This is a genomic window from Campylobacter sp. RM19072, assembly GCF_024723485.1.
In the GTDB taxonomy this organism is placed as follows: domain Bacteria; phylum Campylobacterota; class Campylobacteria; order Campylobacterales; family Campylobacteraceae; genus Campylobacter; species Campylobacter porcelli.
This window is the reverse complement of record NZ_JANQCU010000014.1, coordinates 14,442-35,624: the sequence shown is the minus strand read 5'-3', so window position 1 is coordinate 35,624 and position 21,183 is coordinate 14,442. Positions and strand designations below refer to the sequence as shown.

General features: G+C 34.7%; 27 protein-coding genes and 1 pseudogene. 12 read left to right on the top strand and 16 right to left on the bottom strand.

Annotation, left to right across the window (positions count from 1 at the left end; genetic code table 11):
* Positions 1-198 precede the first annotated feature (198 nt).
* From CSUIS19072_RS07045 to CSUIS19072_RS07020, 6 genes are all read left to right on the top strand, one after another.
* A complete protein-coding gene (locus tag CSUIS19072_RS07045) occupies positions 199-429 on the top strand; it encodes a YkgJ family cysteine cluster protein (protein WP_086242580.1) in 231 nt (76 codons plus the stop codon).
* A 105-nt stretch (positions 430-534) separates the two neighbouring features.
* Complete coding sequence (locus tag CSUIS19072_RS07040) at positions 535-849, top strand: hypothetical protein (RefSeq protein WP_086237791.1); 315 nt, start codon at positions 535-537, stop codon at positions 847-849.
* Between the two features lie 28 nt (positions 850-877).
* Complete coding sequence (locus CSUIS19072_RS07035) at positions 878-2,095, top strand: PDDEXK-like family protein (RefSeq protein ID WP_086293746.1); 1,218 nt, start codon at positions 878-880, stop codon at positions 2,093-2,095.
* 452 nt (positions 2,096-2,547) lie between these two features.
* Positions 2,548-2,844 carry a hypothetical protein gene (locus tag CSUIS19072_RS07030; protein ID WP_086237793.1) on the top strand — a complete coding sequence of 99 codons (297 nt, stop codon included), beginning with the start codon at positions 2,548-2,550 and terminating at the stop codon, positions 2,842-2,844.
* A 380-nt stretch (positions 2,845-3,224) separates the two neighbouring features.
* Positions 3,225-3,704 carry a hypothetical protein gene (locus tag CSUIS19072_RS07025; RefSeq protein ID WP_086237794.1) on the top strand — a complete coding sequence of 160 codons (480 nt, stop codon included), beginning with the start codon at positions 3,225-3,227 and terminating at the stop codon, positions 3,702-3,704.
* Entirely contained in the window at positions 3,704-6,019 is a 2,316-nt protein-coding gene (locus tag CSUIS19072_RS07020; RefSeq protein ID WP_086293743.1) for a hypothetical protein, read from the top strand. Before CSUIS19072_RS07025 ends, CSUIS19072_RS07020 begins: the two co-directional genes overlap by 1 nt.
* Here CSUIS19072_RS07020 and CSUIS19072_RS07015 read toward each other — a convergent pair.
* Genes CSUIS19072_RS07015 through CSUIS19072_RS07005 form a run of 3 tightly spaced genes read right to left on the bottom strand, consistent with a single transcriptional unit; the run spans position 5,999 to position 7,769 of the window.
* Positions 5,999-6,925: a DNA cytosine methyltransferase gene (locus CSUIS19072_RS07015; RefSeq protein WP_086237796.1), complete on the bottom strand. Its 927-nt coding sequence runs from the start codon at positions 6,923-6,925 to the stop codon at positions 5,999-6,001. The genes CSUIS19072_RS07020 and CSUIS19072_RS07015 overlap by 21 nt on opposite strands.
* The gene (locus CSUIS19072_RS07010) at positions 6,918-7,181 is read right to left on the bottom strand and encodes a type II restriction endonuclease (protein ID WP_086293741.1); all 264 of its coding nucleotides are present in this window, start codon (positions 7,179-7,181) and stop codon (positions 6,918-6,920) included. The genes CSUIS19072_RS07015 and CSUIS19072_RS07010 overlap by 8 nt, the downstream gene beginning before the upstream one ends.
* Before the next feature lie 24 nt (positions 7,182-7,205).
* Complete coding sequence (locus tag CSUIS19072_RS07005; RefSeq protein WP_086237798.1) at positions 7,206-7,769, bottom strand: hypothetical protein; 564 nt, start codon at positions 7,767-7,769, stop codon at positions 7,206-7,208.
* Positions 7,770-7,859: 90 nt separating this feature from the next.
* Here CSUIS19072_RS07005 and CSUIS19072_RS07000 point away from each other — a divergent pair, with 90 nt between their 5' ends.
* The 6 genes from CSUIS19072_RS07000 (at position 7,860) to CSUIS19072_RS06975 (ending at position 14,334) form a co-directional block, all read left to right on the top strand.
* A complete protein-coding gene (locus CSUIS19072_RS07000; protein ID WP_236847932.1) occupies positions 7,860-11,828 on the top strand; it encodes a DUF3519 domain-containing protein in 3,969 nt (1,322 codons plus the stop codon).
* Positions 11,829-11,888: 60 nt separating this feature from the next.
* Entirely contained in the window at positions 11,889-12,092 is a 204-nt protein-coding gene (locus CSUIS19072_RS06995; protein ID WP_086237800.1) for a hypothetical protein, read from the top strand.
* A gap of 108 nt (positions 12,093-12,200) precedes the next feature.
* On the top strand, positions 12,201-12,437 hold the full coding sequence (locus CSUIS19072_RS06990) for a hypothetical protein (protein ID WP_086237801.1): 237 nt from the start codon (positions 12,201-12,203) through the stop codon (positions 12,435-12,437).
* Between the two features lie 78 nt (positions 12,438-12,515).
* The gene (locus CSUIS19072_RS06985; protein WP_272888865.1) at positions 12,516-12,644 is read left to right on the top strand and encodes a hypothetical protein; all 129 of its coding nucleotides are present in this window, start codon (positions 12,516-12,518) and stop codon (positions 12,642-12,644) included.
* A 911-nt stretch (positions 12,645-13,555) separates the two neighbouring features.
* Positions 13,556-13,762 carry a helix-turn-helix domain-containing protein gene (locus tag CSUIS19072_RS06980; protein ID WP_086293739.1) on the top strand — a complete coding sequence of 69 codons (207 nt, stop codon included), beginning with the start codon at positions 13,556-13,558 and terminating at the stop codon, positions 13,760-13,762.
* 11 nt (positions 13,763-13,773) lie between these two features.
* The gene (locus CSUIS19072_RS06975; protein WP_086293737.1) at positions 13,774-14,334 is read left to right on the top strand and encodes a hypothetical protein; all 561 of its coding nucleotides are present in this window, start codon (positions 13,774-13,776) and stop codon (positions 14,332-14,334) included.
* Here the strand turns inward: CSUIS19072_RS06975 and CSUIS19072_RS06970 are convergent.
* The 13 genes and pseudogenes from CSUIS19072_RS06970 to CSUIS19072_RS06910 form a co-directional block, all read right to left on the bottom strand.
* The gene (locus CSUIS19072_RS06970) at positions 14,326-15,234 is read right to left on the bottom strand and encodes a DNA-methyltransferase (protein WP_086293735.1); all 909 of its coding nucleotides are present in this window, start codon (positions 15,232-15,234) and stop codon (positions 14,326-14,328) included. The genes CSUIS19072_RS06975 and CSUIS19072_RS06970 overlap by 9 nt on opposite strands.
* 28 nt (positions 15,235-15,262) lie before the next feature.
* Positions 15,263-15,376, bottom strand: a pseudogene (locus CSUIS19072_RS06965) (IS1595 family transposase); the annotation flags it as partial.
* Positions 15,377-15,634: 258 nt separating this feature from the next.
* Positions 15,635-17,197, bottom strand: coding sequence for a hypothetical protein (locus CSUIS19072_RS06960; RefSeq protein ID WP_086293733.1), 1,563 nt, complete (start codon positions 17,195-17,197; stop codon positions 15,635-15,637).
* A 113-nt stretch (positions 17,198-17,310) separates the two neighbouring features.
* Entirely contained in the window at positions 17,311-17,628 is a 318-nt protein-coding gene (locus tag CSUIS19072_RS06955; RefSeq protein WP_086237806.1) for a hypothetical protein, read from the bottom strand.
* Positions 17,625-18,143: a Panacea domain-containing protein gene (locus CSUIS19072_RS06950; RefSeq protein WP_086237807.1), complete on the bottom strand. Its 519-nt coding sequence runs from the start codon at positions 18,141-18,143 to the stop codon at positions 17,625-17,627. Before CSUIS19072_RS06950 ends, CSUIS19072_RS06955 begins: the two co-directional genes overlap by 4 nt.
* Positions 18,144-18,525: 382 nt before the next feature.
* Positions 18,526-18,654, bottom strand: a complete 129-nt coding sequence (locus CSUIS19072_RS06945; protein ID WP_272887957.1) for a hypothetical protein — start codon at positions 18,652-18,654, stop codon at positions 18,526-18,528.
* Positions 18,648-18,854, bottom strand: coding sequence for a helix-turn-helix transcriptional regulator (locus CSUIS19072_RS06940; protein WP_086293731.1), 207 nt, complete (start codon positions 18,852-18,854; stop codon positions 18,648-18,650). The genes CSUIS19072_RS06945 and CSUIS19072_RS06940 overlap by 7 nt, the downstream gene beginning before the upstream one ends.
* On the bottom strand, positions 18,855-19,091 hold the full coding sequence (locus CSUIS19072_RS06935; protein WP_086237809.1) for a DUF3310 domain-containing protein: 237 nt from the start codon (positions 19,089-19,091) through the stop codon (positions 18,855-18,857).
* Positions 19,088-19,570 carry a hypothetical protein gene (locus tag CSUIS19072_RS06930; protein WP_086293729.1) on the bottom strand — a complete coding sequence of 161 codons (483 nt, stop codon included), beginning with the start codon at positions 19,568-19,570 and terminating at the stop codon, positions 19,088-19,090. Before CSUIS19072_RS06930 ends, CSUIS19072_RS06935 begins: the two co-directional genes overlap by 4 nt.
* Positions 19,567-19,737 (bottom strand): hypothetical protein, encoded by a 171-nt coding sequence (locus CSUIS19072_RS06925; RefSeq protein WP_180380066.1) that lies wholly within the window; start codon positions 19,735-19,737, stop codon positions 19,567-19,569. The genes CSUIS19072_RS06930 and CSUIS19072_RS06925 overlap by 4 nt, the downstream gene beginning before the upstream one ends.
* A 9-nt stretch (positions 19,738-19,746) precedes the next feature.
* Positions 19,747-20,226 (bottom strand): DUF736 family protein, encoded by a 480-nt coding sequence (locus tag CSUIS19072_RS06920; protein WP_086293727.1) that lies wholly within the window; start codon positions 20,224-20,226, stop codon positions 19,747-19,749.
* 11 nt (positions 20,227-20,237) lie between these two features.
* Positions 20,238-20,426: a hypothetical protein gene (locus tag CSUIS19072_RS06915; RefSeq protein WP_086293725.1), complete on the bottom strand. Its 189-nt coding sequence runs from the start codon at positions 20,424-20,426 to the stop codon at positions 20,238-20,240.
* A 23-nt stretch (positions 20,427-20,449) separates the two neighbouring features.
* Positions 20,450-21,127, bottom strand: coding sequence for a hypothetical protein (locus tag CSUIS19072_RS06910; RefSeq protein WP_086293723.1), 678 nt, complete (start codon positions 21,125-21,127; stop codon positions 20,450-20,452).
* Positions 21,128-21,183 lie beyond the last annotated feature (56 nt).

The following is a 21,183-nucleotide window of genomic DNA, read 5'->3' as shown; positions in this document are numbered from 1 at the left end:
AATAAATTACTCTAGATATTAACCAGATGAAAATTTAAGAAAATTTATGAATTTAGGCTATGAGATAAATTTGTAATGATAATATTATTAAAATTAGCTTAGGATTATGATTAAGCCAATCCAAGCTTGTAAATTAGACTATCTCGCATTTGGTAGTAATTGTTTTTTGATATTCTTATGTAATTTAAGAGCTTATAAATTTGCTATTTTTTAAATTTAAGTAAATATTTAGATAAAAAAAAGGGGGGGGGTAAAGAGCTAGATCTTAAGAGCAATAAGTGCAAAATATATGACAATAGACCACTAATTTGCCGTATTGATGAAATGTATGGTTTATTTAATAAGATTTGGAGTAGAGAGAAGTTTTATTCCATTAATGCTAAGGCTTGTAATGAAGGCTTGAAAACATTGATGAGAATTTCAGAATAAAAGAAGAATTTTAAGGAGATAATATGCCAATTACCATTAATACCTATAGTAGCTGGTTGGATAGTAGATTCAGTTGGAGCTATAGAAAGAAGTGAAGAGCAAAAAATGTATGTTTATGCTGTTGATGCCTTTAAACTTATTCAAGATAAAACAAATGAAGCATTTAAGCAATTAGGCGAAGAAAAACAAAGAACCCTTAATGGGACATTGGAGCGTTTTGCAGCACTAATTGCTAGAGTGGAAACTGCCAATGATGATTATGTAGTAGAAATCAATGGTAAAGATATTGAGCTTGCTAAAATTGGCTATAGTGTGTTTGGACTAAGTTCTATGTTGAGTGGTGTGATTGCTGCTGGTGGAGCTGGTACTTTGGCTGGACTTGGTGCTTTTGGTGGCTATTTTCTATTGAAATTGTGGTAAAATTTTAAACATTTTTTAGGAGACTACAATGGCGGAATTTAATGAAAAAGACTACAAAAGTTTTTTTGCTGAGTTTGAAAAGGCTTATAATGAGTATGAAAACAAAGTAAAAGAGCGTAGGGCTCGTGGAATTCATGATTATAATATTTTTGATGTGCTTGAAACAAAAGAGGTAAAACACTCAAAATTTATAGCCTCTTTGCTAGACCCAAAGGGACTGCATTATCAAGGCGATTTATTTTTGCGTGAGTTTATAAATGCTTGCGGTATAAGTGATTTTGGACTTGATGCTTCAAATGCGCTAGTTTATAGAGAATATGAAAATATTGATATTTATATAACCGATGGCGATAAACACATAATAATAGAAAATAAACTCTGGACTAGCGACCACGATGAACAAGTCGCAAGATATATACGAACTATTATAGGCGAAATAGGCGAACAAAACGAAGATTCATTAAGCGAAATTTATGAGAGAATTTTGGTTTTATATCTTACACCTTCTGATGATGTAATTAAAAAGTTAGATGGAATTGATGAAGTCAAAAATGATTCTTTGATAATCGACAATAATGAAATCGCTTTTAAACACATTTCTTATAAGAAAGAAATTATAGAGTGGTTGTGCAGAGTAAAAGATGAAATTACGAATTTGATGGATTTAACCGCGATAATTTCACAATACGAAAAAGCAGTAAAAATATTAACAAATCAAGGAGAAAGAATGGCGAATGATATAGTAAAAGAGCAAATTAGAAGCAACTATGAGCTTTGTGCTGCAATATACGATAATTTTAAAAGCGTAGAAATAGAATTAACAAATAACTTTTTTGAAAAAGTTTATAGCGAGCTAAACAATAATTTGGAAATTCAAGATAATTGGAAATTGTCATTTAATAAGTTTGAAAATAAAAATATTTGTGTTATCGAAATAACACCAGAAGAACTAAAATATAATAAATATGTTAGATTTGTTGTAGAAAGAAAAACGAATGAGATATTATATGGTTTTCTTAAAAACAATGAAGAAATCAAACTAAAAGACATGAATATACAGGCACAATATTATGATTGGTATTTAGCTGGTGATTTTGCCTTTGAAAGCATGACGCCAAAAGATTTTATTTTAAAGAATATCGAGAATGAAAACAGTGTTGAAGAATATATTAATAGGATTTTAAGCGATATAAAAAAGGGTAAAGATAAATTAAAAGAAATAAATAATAAAATCAATGGAGATTAGCAATAAAAATCATTTAGCTAAGTAAAAATACTTAGCTAAAACTCTACATTATACGCTTAGGCTGGGATTTTTATATTTTTCCTTTTTTATTGTGGATAAAGAGCTTCTTTTTATAGATACGCTATTGCTAGTATATCCTTGTAAAGTCCCACCAGCCAAAGGTATATTGAGACTTGAGCGACCATTTTTATCATATAAATAGGCAAAAGTGCCTTATAAGTGTGCTTTACCGCAAAGTATAGTTTAAGCTAAAACCTATAAAAATCGCACTTTTATGGGCTTTTGATATTTACTTGCGCTTGATAATGGTAAGTTTAAGAAATTTCACTTCAAAAGCGTAAATAGTGTGGAGATTTTAGAGCAGAAGTTTAGTGTAGATGAGCAGTTTCTAAGCAAAATCCAAGGGGCAAAATCTGCGTGGTTTGACCCTGAAAAAGCTTTATAGTAAGGCTATGAATAAGCAAAGAGCAGATGAAATAACAGAGCTTGTGACTTCTAATTTGCCAGCTTTAATTGCCAAAATAGAAAGGTTAGAACTAGCAGTAGAACAAGCTCATATGAAGCGAATGATGGCACTAGACTCAGCATTTAGCGATTATGCCAATGCTAAGTTTGGTGGGGAATTTTCTGCTATTTTTACATCGCTTGATAATATTTGTAAGCTACACGGCACAGAGCTAAAAATAAGAACAAAAGAGGATTTAAAAACTTTTGTAAATAGTGGAGATGGAAAGCTATATTATAGATAATACTTTTTATTAGATTATTTAAGTGGGTTGTTAAGATAAAGCTTTTAAATATTGTTGGTATTTTAAAAGGATAAAATAAAATTATTGTATAAAAATATCATTGGTGGAGGTGTGCGGAATGGTATTTGCCGTGTTTTATGATATTTAAAGTATTAAAAATAGATTTTTGTAAGTAAAATTATAAGTAAATTTATACATAAACTATGATTTTATTAAGTAAATTTGTATTTACATAAACTATATTTTGATAAATAAATTTATATTACATAAACTATATTTTGATAAATAAATTTATATTGTATAAAATATATTGGTGCTTTTTGGATTTGTCCTTTTTTTAGAAAATAGGGTTATAAAATATTTAAAAAAAAGGAGATAAAATGAATATAAATGAGTTTGCAGATATTATAAATACGATTTTTGGTTCAGTGATGAGTGATAACTCTATCTATAAGGCTAATCAAAGATATTTAGAAGAGAAATTCGCAGAGTATAAAATCGATAGCAAAACAGCTACAGAGCTACTAGCAAAGACAAATTCAGAGATGACCATTAGCATAACAGCGGTGTGTGTCAATGCTACAGTTGAGCTGCTAAAAACTCAAATTCAAGCTGGATTAGCTCAAGGCGAAAAGGAGTTCAACGCAGCACGCACAGAATTAGTGAAAGCACAAACAGCAACTGAGACTAAAAAGGCTGGACTCGTAGATAGAGAGAAGGCAAGCTTTGATGATAATTTAAGGATAAAAGAGGCTGAAAATTTAGCCAATGTAGTCAGCATGTATGCTGCTGGTGGTATGGCAATCCCTGGGCAGTTACAAACTAGCATGCTTGATGCGGTAAATAGAATCACAAAATAATGGCAAAAGTAAAAAATACATATCTAAAAGGTTATAAGACATTAACGCAGTTTAATACCCCTTTTAGGCAGACTTGGGAGATTATAAAGTGGCGTAATATTGCCATGGTAAAGCTAGTAGAGCTTTTACATATACAGCTAATGAGAAAAGGCAAACATAGAGATTATGGCTCATACTATCATCCTGTATATGGCTATGTCTATAGCATAAGCAAATATGATATAAAATCTGGCTCAAGCGCCCCATATGATTATCATAGTCCATATAATCTAGGGCTTAATCAATTTTTCGTAGGGCAAAATCCATATGCGTGGTATCAAGGCGACCCAGGCGATAGTAGTGGCATATATCACGATACTTGCGAGATAGTTAGAAGTGTAGATAACGCTACTTCTACCAAATATGGCTATAAAGATTTATCACTAATTAAAAAATGGGGGCAAGGCGAGATGGTTCATAGCCTTCATCCTGTGTTTAATCCATTTAAAGATAGAGAGTATATATATCGGTTTCCTGTTAAAGCTAAAATAAGTTGTAGATTTGAGTGGGATAATATAGTTTATAAAAAAAAGAATTTTAAAGAGATACTAGATGAGAATGGAAATAAGATAATAGATAAATCACAATCAACTATAAAAGTTATTAGAAATGTTAGTATAGATATGGAGCGCTGGAGAATAAATCTTGATGGCTCTAGGCAGAGATTAGCTGATATAAGGGATTTGAACTTTAATACAACTTTACAAGCTACACCGATATATAAATATACATATTGGTCTGATGGAAGTATAAGAGATGAAATGCTTACTGGATATAATAAAGATATAAATATATTTGCAAATTTGCCTGAATTTTATAGAGAGTTAAAAGATAGTAGAGTTTATACCTATGATGAGATGACAAAATTATTAGGTCAAACCTTGGAGGTTGAGCTAGTGCTTAATGGCGATGATGACTTTGTAGATATATATCTTTGGGGGAGCTACGCTGGTAGGATAATTGCTTTTGGTGATGGTGAAGTAGCTGGGTATATGGATGATGGTAGGATATTGATACAAGGCACCAAGAGGGGGCAACATAGTTTTACCACTGGCTCTGATAATGAACATACACACTACTTTTATTATGACATCCCTACGCTAAATTTGATAGAAACATTCGACCCAAATACTCATATGCCACTGCGTGGAGCGTTTAAATTCGTTACAGAGTGGCAGAGCCATTATGGATTATTCGTAGAAGAGGATAAGGAGACTTGGGAAAAGCTAGTGCCTATAGTAGCTATAGTGATAGTTATAGTAGTAACTATCGTTACATGGGGGACAATGACGGCTCAGACTGCGTCTGCTGGTTCGGCTGTTACAGCTGGGACTACTGGAGCTACTGGCGCTGGAGCAGCCGCTGGGGCTACTTCGGCTGGGTTTTATAGTGCTAGCGCTAGTGCTTTAGCCTCTATAGGTATCACTACTGCTGCTGGGACACTAGCGCTATCTTCTATATTTTTAAGTGCTTTAGGCTATGGGCTTAGCTACGCTGGGGCTAAACATGGTATAGAAGGGTTAATAACTGGTGGTAAAATCGCTAGTTTCGCTGGTGCGGCAATGGGGGTAGCGTCAATTGGGGCTAGTATATCTACGGCGTTATCTACAGCGACTTCACAAGCGGTGGCTAGTCAAAGTGGCTGCTATTTAACTCAAATGGCATTGAATGGCGGTGGGGCGACAAGTGGAGTGGGGGCAACTTCTATGATGGTAAATAGCGGTATGAGTATTACCACAAATTTAGGCGTAACTACTGTAAATAGCGGTATGGGGATTGTGAGTGTAGGCACGGCAAATTCAAGCGTTTTGTTTGTCAATGGTGTGGCTATGAGTGGGACTGGGATTATAGGCTCTATGGCGGCACAATTTGGCTTTTCTATGACTACAGTAACGCAGCTACTTAGCTTATCAAATATTGCTACTACTACCTACTCCATCGGCAATAGTTTATATGGTGGATTTAATAGCGTCAAAGATGTATTAAGCTCACTGCGTGGGGAGCCAGTAGACCCGCAAATCCCTACAAATCAAAGCGATGAAGAGGCTCTAGCAAATGGCAATGGGGCAATAGGTGTGAGCTCTAGTGTGGTGATGAGATTTGAGCGTGATATAATGCCAGCGGATTTGGGGCTAGATGAAGATTCGTTAATTTATGTTCGCTCACTGCTTAAGGCATATATCCACGACAAAGGAAATCTAGCAAATTTAGTAGATAATATCATTCAAACAAGGCTAAAAAAAAGATATGCGCCATTAGTGCCAGCGATGGAGTAGGTGCTTTTTCATCTGCTTGGCTACAGCGGTAATTAGCGGAACACAGACAGAATTGCCAAACTGCTTATAAGCTTGTGCGTCGCTAACTACTATCTTAAAATCATCACTAAAGCCTTGTAAGCGACACGCTTCACGTGGTGTTAGTTTGCGTGGATTTTTGCCTGGATTTTCGATTAAAATTTCACTCCCGTCTTTATAATATCTTGCTGAAATTGTATTTGTGTATGGTGAGTTTGCATTAAATAGTGAGTAGCCAAAGCCCTTACCAAGGGATTTATTGCGTTCTTTTCTAAGCTGATGTCCTGCCCATAGCTTATCTGAAATAGTATATTTATCATCGCAATTTGGCTCTAAAATATCGCCAACTTTAGTCTGTATCCCAAGTGGAATAGGAAAGCTAAAATCTACGGCTCTATCAAAACCAACAATTATAATACGCTCTCTATTTTGTGGAATGCCAAAATCTTTAGCATTTAAGACTTTAAAGTGTGTGTGATATCCTAAATCTTTAAGGTGTTTTAGCATAGTCTGGAATGTTTGTCCTTTATCGTGCGTGGCAAGGCGTTTGACATTTTCAAGCAAAAAGGCTTTTGGTCGTTTGGCTTTTAAAATTCTTTCAATTTCAAAAAACATACTCCCTCTACTATCATTAAAGCCTAGCCCTAATCCAGCTTGGGAAAATGGTTGGCAAGGAAAACCAGCTAGTAAAACATCAAAGTCAGGGATATCATCAGTATTAATTTTGGTTATATCTCCGCTAGGGGTGTGATTATAATTAGCTTCATATGTTTTAATAGCAAATTTATCTATCTCACTAGCAAAGACACAAACGCTATCTTTAAAAGCATTTTCAAATCCCAATCTAATACCGCCAATACCAGCAAATAAATCTATAAATTTAACCATTTGCCTTATCCCAATAATTTAAAATTTGAGGTATCTCATGAGCGAAATAGCTTTCAAATGTGATCACATTGTGGAAATTTTCTAACTTTGACTTTACGCTATTTAATACAACTAAAACGATATTGTGCTGACTCATCTGCGTTATTTTGCTCGTGCTTATATCTGTGTCGCAAGTTAATAGATATATGTTTGGTAAATTTGAGCGATCTATCTCTTCTACTACTTCTTGCCACCGCTCTCTTAGTGTGGTTTTCATCGAGCCTCCATTTTTTATGTTCTTTTAGCGGGGCAACAAGTCGCCCCTAAAGAACCAAACACTAAAGCCCCATAAATGGGGTACCCCACGAAGTGGGGCTTTAGTGCGTTTCCAAAGTGCCAAACTTTGGTCGCAAAGACGGACTTCGTTCGTCTGCGAAGTTAAAATAGTTCTATGGGTATTGCTTAGACAAAGTTCATAAATATATGGGCTAATCTCTCCTGCATATCTACCAAAATATAGTGAAAATGAAGCTTTGAAACTATCATAATCAGATGGTAAATTTTTAAAAAAATCTTTTGCGATGAGAGTTAATATCTCATCTGCTATGTTAAATTTGCTGGCTATATTTTTTAAGATTACACTATTAAATTCGTTTTCATAGGTTAAAAACTCATCATAGCTATACTCTCTAAGTTGGGTTATGGTTTGGCTGATGGTATCTAATTTGATAGTTTTTAGGTCGTGCTTTAATAAGGTTTTTATTAGAATATCTTTTGGTTTTGGAATGATTTTATTGCGGGTTGATTTGATAAATTTACTAAATTGCTCTTTTTGTGTGTCATTTAATTTTATTAATTTTTCCATTTTTTTTATCCTTTAAGTTGGCGGTATTATATCTAATATTTAATAAAAAGAATTTCAAAGTGTAAAATCATTATAAAAAAGGAGTTGATAATGATTTGTCCTAATAATTTTGCTAAAGAGGTTGCTAGAGCTAGTGGGCGTAAGATGCCTGATGTGAGCGATGAGCTAATGAAAAATGGCTTTGATAGTGTAAAAAATGGTGATGAGATAAAGAGAATTAATACTCAAAAATTTAGCAGTAATAAGGTAGAAAATGATAACCTAAATTCTTTGCATAACTCAAGTGATGAGATACTAGAGATGGCAGCACACGCTGGAGAGTATGAAAAAGTCTTTAAAAAAGAGGCCAGAGGGATACATAATGTAATGAACAATGGCAAAAAATCTACACTAATAAAGCGTGATTTAGATAGTATAGATAGTGCTATAAAATTTGAGCGTGGATTTAATAACAAAAACAATAAAGGCTATGGTGCTGAGCATATAATAAAACACACGATAAATAAAGATGCAAAAGGCTATATCACTGATATTGAATTAGTAAATTTAGGTAAAAATATAAGAGAGTATATTAAAAATCATAAAGAGCCATTCATAGATAAAAATGGAGCTAGGATATATGAGTGGGAAAATAGTGATGGCGTAAGATTTAGAGCTGTGGTGGGTGATATACAAAGCAAAGCCCCTACTACAGCGGTAGGATCCAAAAGTGGTTTAGCTTTGCATGAAAGGATTATAACATTCTATTCTGATAGAAATCTTAATGAGCCTATGAATTTTAAAAATCCAAAATTAAAACAGCCTATTAAAGAATTTGGCACTAATTACGCTGAATTCTATCACGATGGCAAAGGGGCAATTGATAAGCTCTTAACCGAAAGGCAAGGGCAAGTGGCTGGGGCGTTTGAGAGAGAGGAGGTAGGCGATATAGATTTAGTGTGGGGCGAAGTAACGGACGCTATAAAACATAAGGGCTATGGCTTATCTCATATCTTAGATAAAAGAATGGCTGAGTTTATGGAGCAAGGATTAAACAAAGAACAAGCCGAAGCAAAGGCAATAGAGCTTATAAATAAATTGCCTGATATTATAAAAAATGGGGAGATAGTAGAAAATGCTGGTGTAAATACTATAATACTAAAAGAAGGAAATTCTGAATTTAGAGCTGGGCTTTCAAAAGGATTTTTTGGTAAAGGTGATAATCAGTGGGTTATAACAAGTTATGAAAAAAAGAGCCCTAACGCACAGAATTTCGACCAAGTTACGAACTCAAAAGAGCTAGGGAATGGAAACAATCTATCCCTAAAGGGCAAAAATAATTCTACCACAACTGCTAATAAAAGTCAAGAGCCAACCATACAACCTATTAAAGAATTTGGCACTAATTACGCAGAGTTTTATCACGATGGCAAAGGGGCAATTGATAAGCTTTTAACCGAAAGGCAAGGGCAAGTGGCTGGGGCGTTTGAGAGAGAGGAGCTAGGCGATATAGATTTGGTATGGGGCGAAGTAACAGACCCTATAAAACATAAGGGCTATGGCTTAGCTCATATCTTAGATAAAAGAATGGCTGAGTTTATGGAGCAAGGATTAAACAAAGAACAAGCCGAAGCAAAGGCAATAGAGCTTATAAATAAATTGCCTGATATTATAAAAAATGGAAATCTTATTAAGGATGATAAGGGGCGATTGAGAATTGAATTTGATAATTTTATAGTTGGGATTAAAGATAATTGGAAAGGCAAACCTACCAATAAATGGATAGTTACTAGCTATATAAATAAAGAGAATGGAGAAAGTTTATATACATCTTCTCCAATTACAAAAGGCGAGACTCTGCCTTTAAACTCTAGTGAGAATTTTACCACAACTGCTAATAAAAGTCAAGAAAATATCTTAAAAGGCGTTGATGGTAAGGAGTATCCAAACAGCATAGCAGGTAGGTGGGAAAAAAGAGTAGATGAAGCCTTTGATTGGGCGTATAAAAATATATATGCTAAGGGTGTTAAGAGTGGAATTAAGGGGGTTGGATCTATAAGTCGTGCTTTTGGTTCTCAAGAGAGTGGAGAAAAAATCCAAAGGGGATTAGAAAAAGCCTTTGCCTTACAAGATGAGATAGGTGCTTTAAGTAGGCTAAAATCAGCATATCATCGTAATAACCAAGTAGCAAGAATGGAGGCTATGAAGGTGTATGAGAGCTTAGTAAAGTTAAAAATAGATGAGAGAGTGGCGCTATTTAGAATGCTTGATGGACAAGAAGTGGAGCCAAATTTAGCTGAGAAGCTACGCCCAACATATCAAAAACTAAGAGATAAAATAGATGAGAGAGCAGAGCAATTAATCTCTTTAGGAATGCTAAAAGGAGAGAATGCTAAAGAGAATTATATAAAATATAGCTACTCGCAATATTATGGTAAAAAAGATGCCTCTTTAGGTGGATTTGGTATAGGTAAATTAAGGGGTAGAGATGAGAATTTAAGCTATGAAGATAGAGTTCAATTAGGTTTGATAGAAGACGCAGCCATCGCAGTAACTCAAACTCTAAATTCACAAAATAATCAGATACAAAAGGCTATTTTATTTAAAAGCTTAGCTGATGAATACGCAGTAGTTCAGCCAAAAGATGGGTATGTGAAGGTAAGTGATGAGAGTGTGGGCGGTGGGGTTAAAAAATATGGGGCATTAGCTGGGAAGTATGTGCCAAGCGCTGTGTATGATGACTTACAAAATGCTGGGCTTGTGAGCAGTATCTTTGATGTCATTAGACCATATACAAATGTGATAGATCATATCAAGGTAAATTTAACTGTGAAAAATCCCGCAACTCATGGGTATAATGTGCTTAGTAACTCGGTTTTGGCTTTTTTACATGGGGATTTGGGGGCGAATTTAAAGCTAATGAAGCTTTTAGCCAGTGATAAAAAAGGCTTTGATGAGTTACTAGCTAAAGCTGAAGCGATGGGGCTTGATACGGCTAGCGATGATATAGAGATGAGAAATTTACTAATGGCAAATGATGAAGTGGCAAAAGAGGCGCTAAAAACTAAAAATCCACTAGGATACTATATAGCTGCATCGTGGCAAAATATCTATCTAACTAAAAATAGCGCCACTGGCAGGATAGCTAGGAGTGCTTATGCGTGGGAGGATAAGTGGTTTAAACTAGCTAGATTTAAGAAGAATTTAGATATGGGTATGAGTGATGAAGCGGCCTTTAGTGATGCTAATAGTGCTTATGTGGATTATAGCTCTCACTTTAATCCGACTATTAAGCTGCTTGATAAGACTGGGGTTTTGCCGTTTTTTCACTTTGCGGTTAAATCTAGTATAGTGGTAACTAAAGCAGCTATTAAAAATCCAGCTAAATTTGCTATGTTGCAAACTGCTTTGATAGGCACGGGGGCTTCTAGTTTGCCATATTGGTTTGATAGTGAGCAAAAAGATGCTGATAACTCAAGATTGCCTGATTGGGCGAGTTCAAACTACTTGCCAAATCTCTTTGGGGTTAAAAATCAAGTTCAAATAGGGGAGTCTGGACTATACTTCAACGCTGCTAGGGCGATGGCTGGATTTAGGCTTAGTAGTATAGATGATATCACTGGTGGTGGTGGGTTAATTGGTGGGCTTTTGGATATTTTGCGTGGTAGAGATAGCTGGGGGAATGATATGGTAGGTAAGCACGATCCAGCTATAAAACAGCTCACAGCTAGATTAGATGCGTTTTCTAAGCAGTTTTTGCCATCGATAACCTTGGGTAGATATGGTAGGCAAGGCTTAGCCATAGCTACAGGCAATAATCCTAAAAATGCATATGATGAGCCGATGGGGCTAGGGGAGTTAGCGGGGAGATTTATGGGTCTTAGAATGATAAATGAGAAAAAGGAGCTAAGAAGTGCGGCAATAAGTGCTAAAAATAGATATAAAAAAGCAAAAGAGAAAGGCGATGATGGGGCTATGGTGGTGGCGTTGAATGACTTTATGGCGTGTAAGGCGGCGGCATCTGATATGGGTGTGAGCTTAGAGGCTCTTATGAAGATGAAAAAGAGGGATATAAAATAGCTCATTTTTATGAATTAGTAGGACTAAAATTAGCTTTGAATTTAATCAAAAGGATAAAATATGACAACAAAACAGATAAGCCAGCGTACTGGAATACCTTGGTCTACGCTAGTAACTTGGGCTAAGAGCGACCCAGCTGGGTGGAGATATCAGCTAGTTATGGCGATGAGTGTGGCTACGCCTGAGTTTTTTAGTAAATTTAATCCTAGAGTTGAGCCGCAGCTTGATAATTTACAAACAAATATTATAGGAGGTTTAAAATGATGTTATGTGGTGTAAATAGAAAAGATTTTACTAATTTTGTATGCTTAAATAGTGGGTAAGGTGCCTTAATGATGAGTGGGGGGGGGGTCTTACCGTATTAAAGGTGTGGTGAGTTCTAACTACACTTGGCCTACATATAATCAAAAAAGGTGCTATTTTAATGATGATGCAAAGGCATTACATATACTCATAGATACTGGTAGAACCGGTAGCTCATATGGTGATAATATGTCGTGGGATATAGATGTTACTCTACAAGCTCAGGGGGCTTTATATTTTTGGGGTGCTTATCACACCTCGCCTAGTGGGTGGAAGTTTACTGGGAGTGTTGAGAGAGTAGGGTAGGGGTATTATCAAACGCTAAAGCCTAAGACGGCTTTTATTTTTTCGTTTATAAATAATAGTGTCGGTAGGGGGTGGCGTGTGGTGGTGTGGGATTTTTTGGTTTGCTTTGGTGGGGTGAATTTGGTGGTGGTGGGGGGGGGCGATTGGTTTTGGGTAAGTGGAGTAGGTAGGCTGTTGTGTGGGGTGAATTTAGGGATGATGGGGTAAAAACTTAAAGTTATGAAAACCATAATTTTCAATACTAAAATAAGCGTAAATGGCGATTTGTCCATAAAATAGGCGTTTAGCAATCCTTTTTTATAATTGTAATAATGGGTTAATATTAATTTATTATAAAAAAATCATATAAATATAAAATAAAACTTAATTTTAATTCTAAATAATTCTTATATATAGCTTAATCGTATATAGTTCGTATTTTGTAACCCCTTGATTTTGCTTAAGCTTTGCTAGGCGATGGGGCGATAAAATTAGCGGATATTAGGCAAAATAAGCGCATAAATAACCTTATCATACAGGGGGCGTGTCCCCCATTGAAGTTGTGCGCGTGTAATATTACGCTATTTTGTAAATTTGTAAATTTTTAAAGGTTTGCTTTGCTTGATTAGGGATATCTAAGCTAAATTTGAGTTAGCACAGGGATTTAAGACGGCGCGGTGATTGAGTGGTGTGGTGTGATGGGGGTTAAAATTTGTGAGATGGGGGGGGGTAGATTGTGGGGCGTGGTTGTGGTTGAGTGGTTGTGTGGGTTATGCCTAGCAAAATTTTAGATATTGTAGTATTCGATAGTGGTGTGGTGGGTGTGATAATTATTCGTGGTTGAGTGGTTAGGGTGTTAGAATTTGGAGTGGAATGTTTAATAATCCTAGCACCAACTAAGATAGATAAAATGGTTAAAAGATTTTAAATAATGGTTCTGTTGTAATAAAGCGTTGATTTATTGACAAATAAAAAGTGCTAATTAATAAAATATGCTTTTCATTCTCTATCACTCTATCAAAAATCTTATTATTTACTAGCATTTCCTTTAGGCTCTGTTTTGATAGTGTATTGATTTCTAAAAAATGCTATTAATAGAGTGTTGATTTATTTTGTTACTTATTTATATAATATAAATAATGATTTACATTTTAAACACATTTGCAAAAAATGTTCGCAAAAGACGACAAGCACTAAATATTACTCAGGAAAAGTTAGCAGAATTATCTAGTCTGCATAGAACTTATATTGGCAGTATAGAAAGATGTGAAAAAAATATTACCCTAATAAGTGCTTATAAAATTGCAAAAGCTCTAGGAACTGATTTGTCGGAATTATTAAAATAAGGAGTATAGTTATGGATCAAATGGAAAGAAAAGTTGTTGATATTTTGTCAAAATATAAAAGCAGGTTTAATTCAAAGGAATTTGCCCCAGATTCTCCTAGCTCAGATATTTTAATGAATTTTTTTGATATAACCTATGACATAAAAATGCAAAATATGCAATATTGGAATAGAGAGCTTGGAACAGTTTGGGAATTGATAACTAGGGAGCTTTTTGCTTTCAATAATCCATTTTTTAGGCTACCAGTAAGAGGTGAGTTTGGAACAGACCGCCCTGTAGATTATTTCATAGATGATTTGGCAATTGATGCTAAATATCGAATTGGTTCAGGCGATAGTGGAACGCTGAAAAAATTTAAGTCATATGGAAAAATGCTAGAAGAAAGGGGATATAATCCAGTTTTCCTTATTTTAAGAAATGATAACCTACGAGAGGCTATTAATGCTGCTATAAGCGGCGGTTGGCAAATTATCTCTGATGAATATGCTTTTAGTTTTATCATGAACAATAGTGGAATAAATATAGTTCAATATTTAGCTGATCTAAAAGCTAAATATGATTCTTTAAGATAATCGCATATTTGCTATTTTAATATACTCTTCATTTAATTCAAAACCAATATATGGAATACCTAAATTTTGACAAGCTAATGCTGTTGTCCCACTTCCCATAAAAGGGTCAATTATAATATTATTTGTTTGTTTTTGAACAATCATCTCTGCTAATTTTTCTATAAGTTTTATTGGTTTAACCGTTATGTGCTTGTTGAAGTCATCTTTTTTATCTCTTTGATAGCCTTCAAATATATTTGATAGAAAGCCATTATGATTTATATAGCCTTCTGTTTTTAAAAGTCCTACTCCGTATTTCTTTATATTATTTACATAATTGTTTTCTATCGGTTTTTGCAAAACGGATATTGCCTCGTAATTGTTTCTTGTTGCACTATGCCAACCTCTCCAATTTTCTGCCAATTCATACTCATCTTTTTTCATTTTTTCATAAGCATTTAAGCCTTTTGGAATACCACTATTTCTTATCCATATAAACATATCTTTGGTATAAAAACCTGCATTTTCAAGTGCTATTTGAATATGTGCCACACTCCTATTGCTATTAAATACCATTATAAACGCACCTGGCTTTAAAATTCTATATAACTCTTTTCCCCAATGCTCCACCCAAGATTGATATTCTAAAATATTATCCCTATTTTTTTTATACCATCTTTCATTTTTAACTCCTCCTGCTAATCCACTGCCGTATGGTATATTTTTTACCAATATATTTTTATTGTTATTTGCTTTATTTTTTCTACGTTCTATTTCTACATTATCCCAATTTTTACCAAAAAATTCATAATTGTATGGCGGGTCAGTTATACAGCCTGAAATATAATTATCAGGAATATTTTTCATTAACTCACAACAATCACCCAATGTAATACTGTTTAAATATTTTTTATATGACAATTTTATTCCTTTTTAAATTTTTTACAGCTTACACCACCAATAACGGCACGGCAGATCTATTTGCCACGCTTATACTTTGACTTATGCAATCAGTATTTAGTATATGATTTAGCAAAATCTGCTCTTTTTCTATCCTTGTTTTCTATGCCACCAATTCAAGCCCTGCGTTTGAAGTTGCCATTTTGCCACCTTTATTGATATTTTTAATATGAATATTTTAGGGAGATAAAGCTTAAAATTCAATATTTAATTACAACAGAGCCTAAATAATTTATAAAAAGTAGCACCCCTTTTGTAGATGTATAAAACAGAGCTATGGGCGCTCTGGTAGTAAAATTATAGCTTATTTTGCTGATTTTTATATAAATTTATAAATTGTGGTGGCGTGATAAAAGCCAATTTATACCCACGAAGTATCTGAACTGTCATAATCCCATATATTATCAGCTTCACTCTCATCATCTTTAGCAAAGTATCTACCACGAGTAAATTCTTTGATATAAGCTACTGCGTCTATGATATCATCATATTTGCTATCAGTTTGCGGGTCAAAGCTTAGGAGTTGGGCTTCTAGCTCGCCAGCGTTTTGCAAACTTGCGTTTATAATCACTCTACCACTAGCAAAATCTGGATGTAACTGTGATATACGCACATTTTTGGCGTTGCTATGGTGTTTTAGCTTTTCTACTGGGATTGTAATGCCTGATCGTTTTTGGACTTGATCAATAGTATAGAAAAAGTCATTTTGCGCTCCTGCTCTTTCAATCCCAAATCTAACAGGGCGAAATTTCAAATAAACCTCTAAAGCTTTTAATCCCTTTTCAAATGGCGTCCAATGCCCGCACTCAATATCGATAATATAGATATTATACTCATTTACGGCAAATGTTACAATAGCCGTTTTATCATGTCCATCATAGGTGGCTAGATCCATGGTAGTATAGATGGTGCATCTATTTAGCTCTAGCTCTGAGCCGTTTTCTAGCGTTAGGCTCTTGGCTGGGTAGGCTGTGATCTCTATCGTTTTAATGCTATCGCTATCGCTGTAAGATATTGGAGTGGCGCTTAGATCATAATTAACACGCTTAAAGTAGCGTAGATACTCACGCTTAAATAGCTGCTTTTCTGGGCTGATGGCTCTACACATATACTCTTGATAAAACTCATTTTCTAAGCCTAGCTGGGCTAATTCAGCCTTTTTAGCCTCTATAAGACCAATAGGGAAACGAGATGGCCAAGTTGATCTATTATTTTCTATAATTGGTATTCGCTTAGTTTGCCACCCTCTAGAGTTCTCTTCTTTGTCCATGAGAATGGTATTTAATAGGCTATCTTCGTGGATTATTGTGCCTATTATTACAAGTTTGCCTTTTGTAGGGTGTAAGGTAGGGGCTAAATCAGCAAAGAACCACTCCTTTATCTTTTGTCTATTTTTGATATTTGCTATTGCGTATTGACCTAATTTGCTCTCTAGATCATCAGCTATTATAAGGCTAGGTCTTCTGTGATGATAGATATATCCCCTTGGGTCTTGCCCTGCGCCCATAGCACAGATGAAACAAGCTCTCTCTAAGCTATTGCCATCTGCGTCTTTTAGACCTGCGTTTATGATTATCTCACATCTATCACTAGCCCAAATTTCGCCCTTACTTATAGCATAGCCTTTGCGATTAGCGCTAATTATCATATCTTTTATATCTCTTAAGAAGTTACAAGCCTTCTCTTTATCAGCTGATACTAGCATAGTAAATGGCTCATAGTGAAAAAAGAGCTGACATACTACAAAAATTTTATTAAGTAGAGTGGATTTACCAGCACCACGAAAGATCGCACACGCCTTTTTATTGCCATTGCTAAGAATAAAATCTAATATCTCTAGATGAAATTTGGGTGTAGGATTTTCAAAGATTTCAGGGCTAATATCCTTAGCAAATTTAAGATAGTTAAGTATCTCTTGATTCATATTTTAAGCCTTTTTATTTTAATATAGCTTAAAATTTTCTATAAAATGGGTAGCAAAAAGCTGTTAATGCTCTGTTTTTTTGTTTTTGATGATTTTGTTTAGCCTTAATTTATTTAACCGAAATTACTAAATTTGGTATTTATGATCTCTATTTTTGTAAAAATACATTTTTTAATTTTAACTCTTTCATTATTCTGAACTATTTCATTGGTTTCGCAAGTAAAAACAATTTCTAAATTCTTATCCCTAACTATTTGACTTTTCTCATTTAATTTTAAAGATTTTATTTCTGGCAAATTAAGTTCAATGCCACGCAATAAGCTATTTAGCCTATAATAAAAAGGCTCCCCATATTGTTTTAACCACTGTGCCACTTTTATCTGCTCTTGTTCTTCTATTTCATAACGCTTAATTATCTCATCAAGATTCATAGATATTTAGCCCTTAAAGTTTCTAGTTCGCTTTCTGGAATTTCTACTACATCTCTAAGAAAAACACTTTCTACAAGCATTGTATCGCCCATATTTAAAGCGTTCCATTGAGAATCGTGACTAAGCTCTGAAAGTTTTGTAGCACTTAGATTTTCAAGCTCATATAGAGTTTCATCTAAAATACAAATTTCACTTGGCTCAAAAAATTTATCCACATCTATATCAATATTGCATAAAAAATAGTCGTAACCATTACGATTTTCTAATTTTAATATTCCATCATCAATCATTTTAGACAATATTTTTTCATGATCTAGCGTTTTTTGAGCTTCTTTAATTTTTGGCACTGGCCCATGTGGAAGTTTTATAAATTTTAATTCGCTCAAATTTTTACTATAAGCATACATAAATTCTCTATGCGCAAACCATAAAAGCTTTAAAAGTTTTGTTTTTACAACTCCACTCTCTCTAAAGTGTTTAACTATATAAGCAATTATAGCTTCGTGCTTTTTCATTTTTTATCCTTTATTTAATTAGCTCAATATAGCATTTTTTGATTAAAATTTCACTTACCTACCACCATTTTTGATGCCAAATATTAAAATCTTGGTGGCAATAAGCGTAACTAATACGGATTAAACTATTTATAGCAATATTCTACCACAATTATCTAAATTTCATTAGTGTTGTGGTTTTTTCATAGTGTATAGTTTGTAAATGCCAATTATAAGACAAGCTGTTACAACTGCGACTGCTATGTATTGCCCTATCATTTTTTGCTCCTTTTTTCTATTTGGTAGGCGATAATCACTACTAAAAAATTTATCATTATTTTACCAAAAATAGCTTTTAAATCAAGATAAAAGCCTATTTACAGGCTTTTATCTTTAGTAGCTTTTAAATTCCATATAATAATATTATCAAGAAAAAGCTTAAAATAAATAGTGCTACAACTCTTAGAATTTCTAGCCAAGGTAGCAAGATGGCAACTGCCATCACTATTAAAAATAGATTTTGTGCTACCATATTTTGCGCCTTTTATATGCGTTTAGGGTTTTTGGTTTAGGTTTGGTGGCAAGGCTATCTATATCGTTAGTTTTATAGACGACTGATTTGCCTATGTGATAGGCCTTGAGATAATTAGTCTTATCCCAGTGCCATAGGGTTGAGCGGCTGACATTTAGAAGTTTTATGGCTTCTTTGATTGTTATATATTTTTCTTTCATTTATAAGCCTTTTAAAGTTCTAAATTTGTGTAGTTCTATGAGCTTATTGCAATACCACCTAGCCTTTTGTAGGTCTTCTAGCTCATCACCCTTTTTACCAGCACGGCTAAGGTATTTGATAGCATTGCCTTTACAAAAGCCTTTAAACTCTTCAATGCTTAGCCATGCGCCTAAGACCTTTATGGTCTCATATGGGGTGTCTCCGCCGTAGTGTGGTGGGTGGTTTATCTTATTCATTGTTTTCTCCTTTGTCTTGGTGGGTTTCGTAACTCTTCTGCCCAAAATAGCTCTTTAAGCTCTTCTAGGCTAGGGCTTTTATTTTTTGATGTTCTTTTAGCGGGGCAACAAAACCAGCGAATGCGACCCCGAAGGGGTGGTTTCTGTGAAGTCGCCCCTAAAGAACCAAACACTAAAGTCCCCGCAAGCGGGGTACCCCTATTGTGTCTGTTTTTGGTTTGCTCTTTTGGTTGTTCTATCTCTATGCTTTGTGGCAACTCTGGGGTAAAAAGCTCGGCTATGCTTTTTGGCTCATAATCTTCATCAAATAGAGGTAGGGTAGCTTCATTTTGGCAAATTCTCTCCCACATAATTCTCATCCTTTGTGTGTGTTTGCAAACTACTTTGGCTTTTTGCTTCCATATGGGTTTAAATTTATCTAGATTAAACCTATATAGAATTAAAGCGAGTTTTGTATTTGTGATAACTTTAGCATTCATAGTGATAACTCTTTTAATGCTAGGTTATACCTTTTGATTAGGATTTTATGTGCTTTTATGCGTCTATCTCTTTTATTGCTTTTAGGGAAATTTCTTTTTATATACTCTATAGCCTGTCTGTTTAAGGCTATAGCGTGGATCAGTCTTAACTCTGCGTCTATAAACATAGATTATCCTTAAAATGGGATAGAGTCATCTGCTACGCCGCTATGAAGATCTTTTGGCGTAGTTTTTGGCTGTGCTGGCTCTAGATCTGGCGTGGCTGTTTGGGTGGCTTGCTCTTTTTGCTTTTTAGCTGGTTCCCAAATTATATTCCATAAAATCGCTGGATTATCATCAGCATATGGCTTAAAGCAGATAATCTCTATTCTACCACCACTAAAGATTGGGCTATCTATATAGCCACTCATATACTCATTGCCGCTTTGGCTGGTTCGTAGCCAAAGTGAGCCAATAATGATGTTACTCGCCAAATTTGATTTAAGGCGCGGTAGCTTAATATAATATGTTGGCGAGTTTGGGTTATCGCTATTTGACTCTGTTATAGTAAATTCTAACATATTTGCTATGCCTAAAACTTGCATTGATCCGCTTAGATAGGTGATGGTCTCACTATCTTTTAAAAATGATTTTTGTGTTATGTAGCCTATTTTCATCTTTTCTCCTTTTATCTACTTACTCTTGTGATTAGTTTGCCACCACGGCGAGTGTAGATGGCATCCATCATTACGATGTAAAATTTGGTTGAGTATTTTATGCCATCAGCGCCTAAGATATATGGCTTGCTAATAAAAGCCATAGCGTTATTAATCTCTTTTGTGATTAGTAAATTTTTTAAAATATTTCTGTATTTCATTGCTTTTCTCCATTTTTTTATTTTTACTCTGTCTCTATATCTAGTGAAATTTGGTTTAATCTCTCAAAAACTTCTACGCTTGAGACTGCCTCAGTAGCGATATGGGCTAAGCGGTCATTCATCCTATCATCTCTATCAGCTATGATCTTAAATAGGGCTTCAAAGCGTTTAAACTCATCTTTGGTTAGTGAGCCGTTTTGGCGTTTGTGATATAGCTCTTTTAGTTCAATTTCAGCTATGCTGTAGGCTGTGCCTAGTAGAGCTGTGTTGCGCTCTAGATCTACCTTGGTGTTTTCTACTGCCGCACCTAATGCTGTGTGCTTGATGGTTTTATTTAGGCTTTCGTTGTTTATCATTGCTAGATTAATTTTATGCTCTAGGAGTTTTGCCCAGCCAAATTTCTGCTTCCAGCGATTGATCCTAGAGTTAGAAGCGCTTATGCCATATTCTGCTAAATTCTCAGCTAATTTACGCTCTGTTATGGGGGTGAAGTCGTTTTCTAAGGTAGCTGAAGTTATCCAAAGCTCATAAGCCTTCTTTTGCTCTTCGTTCATGATAGGGGCTGGGGGCAGCTCATCACTTTTAAGAGTTTTAAGCTCTTCATCTGTGTTTAACACTTCATCTCTTTGATTTTTTTGGCTTACGCCTATTAGATTACCATCTTCATCATAGAAGGTAACTACATCATTTATCTGTTTCATAAATATCCTTTTTATAGCTGAATTTGCTTTGTTACACTTGTTACACTTTAAGCTTA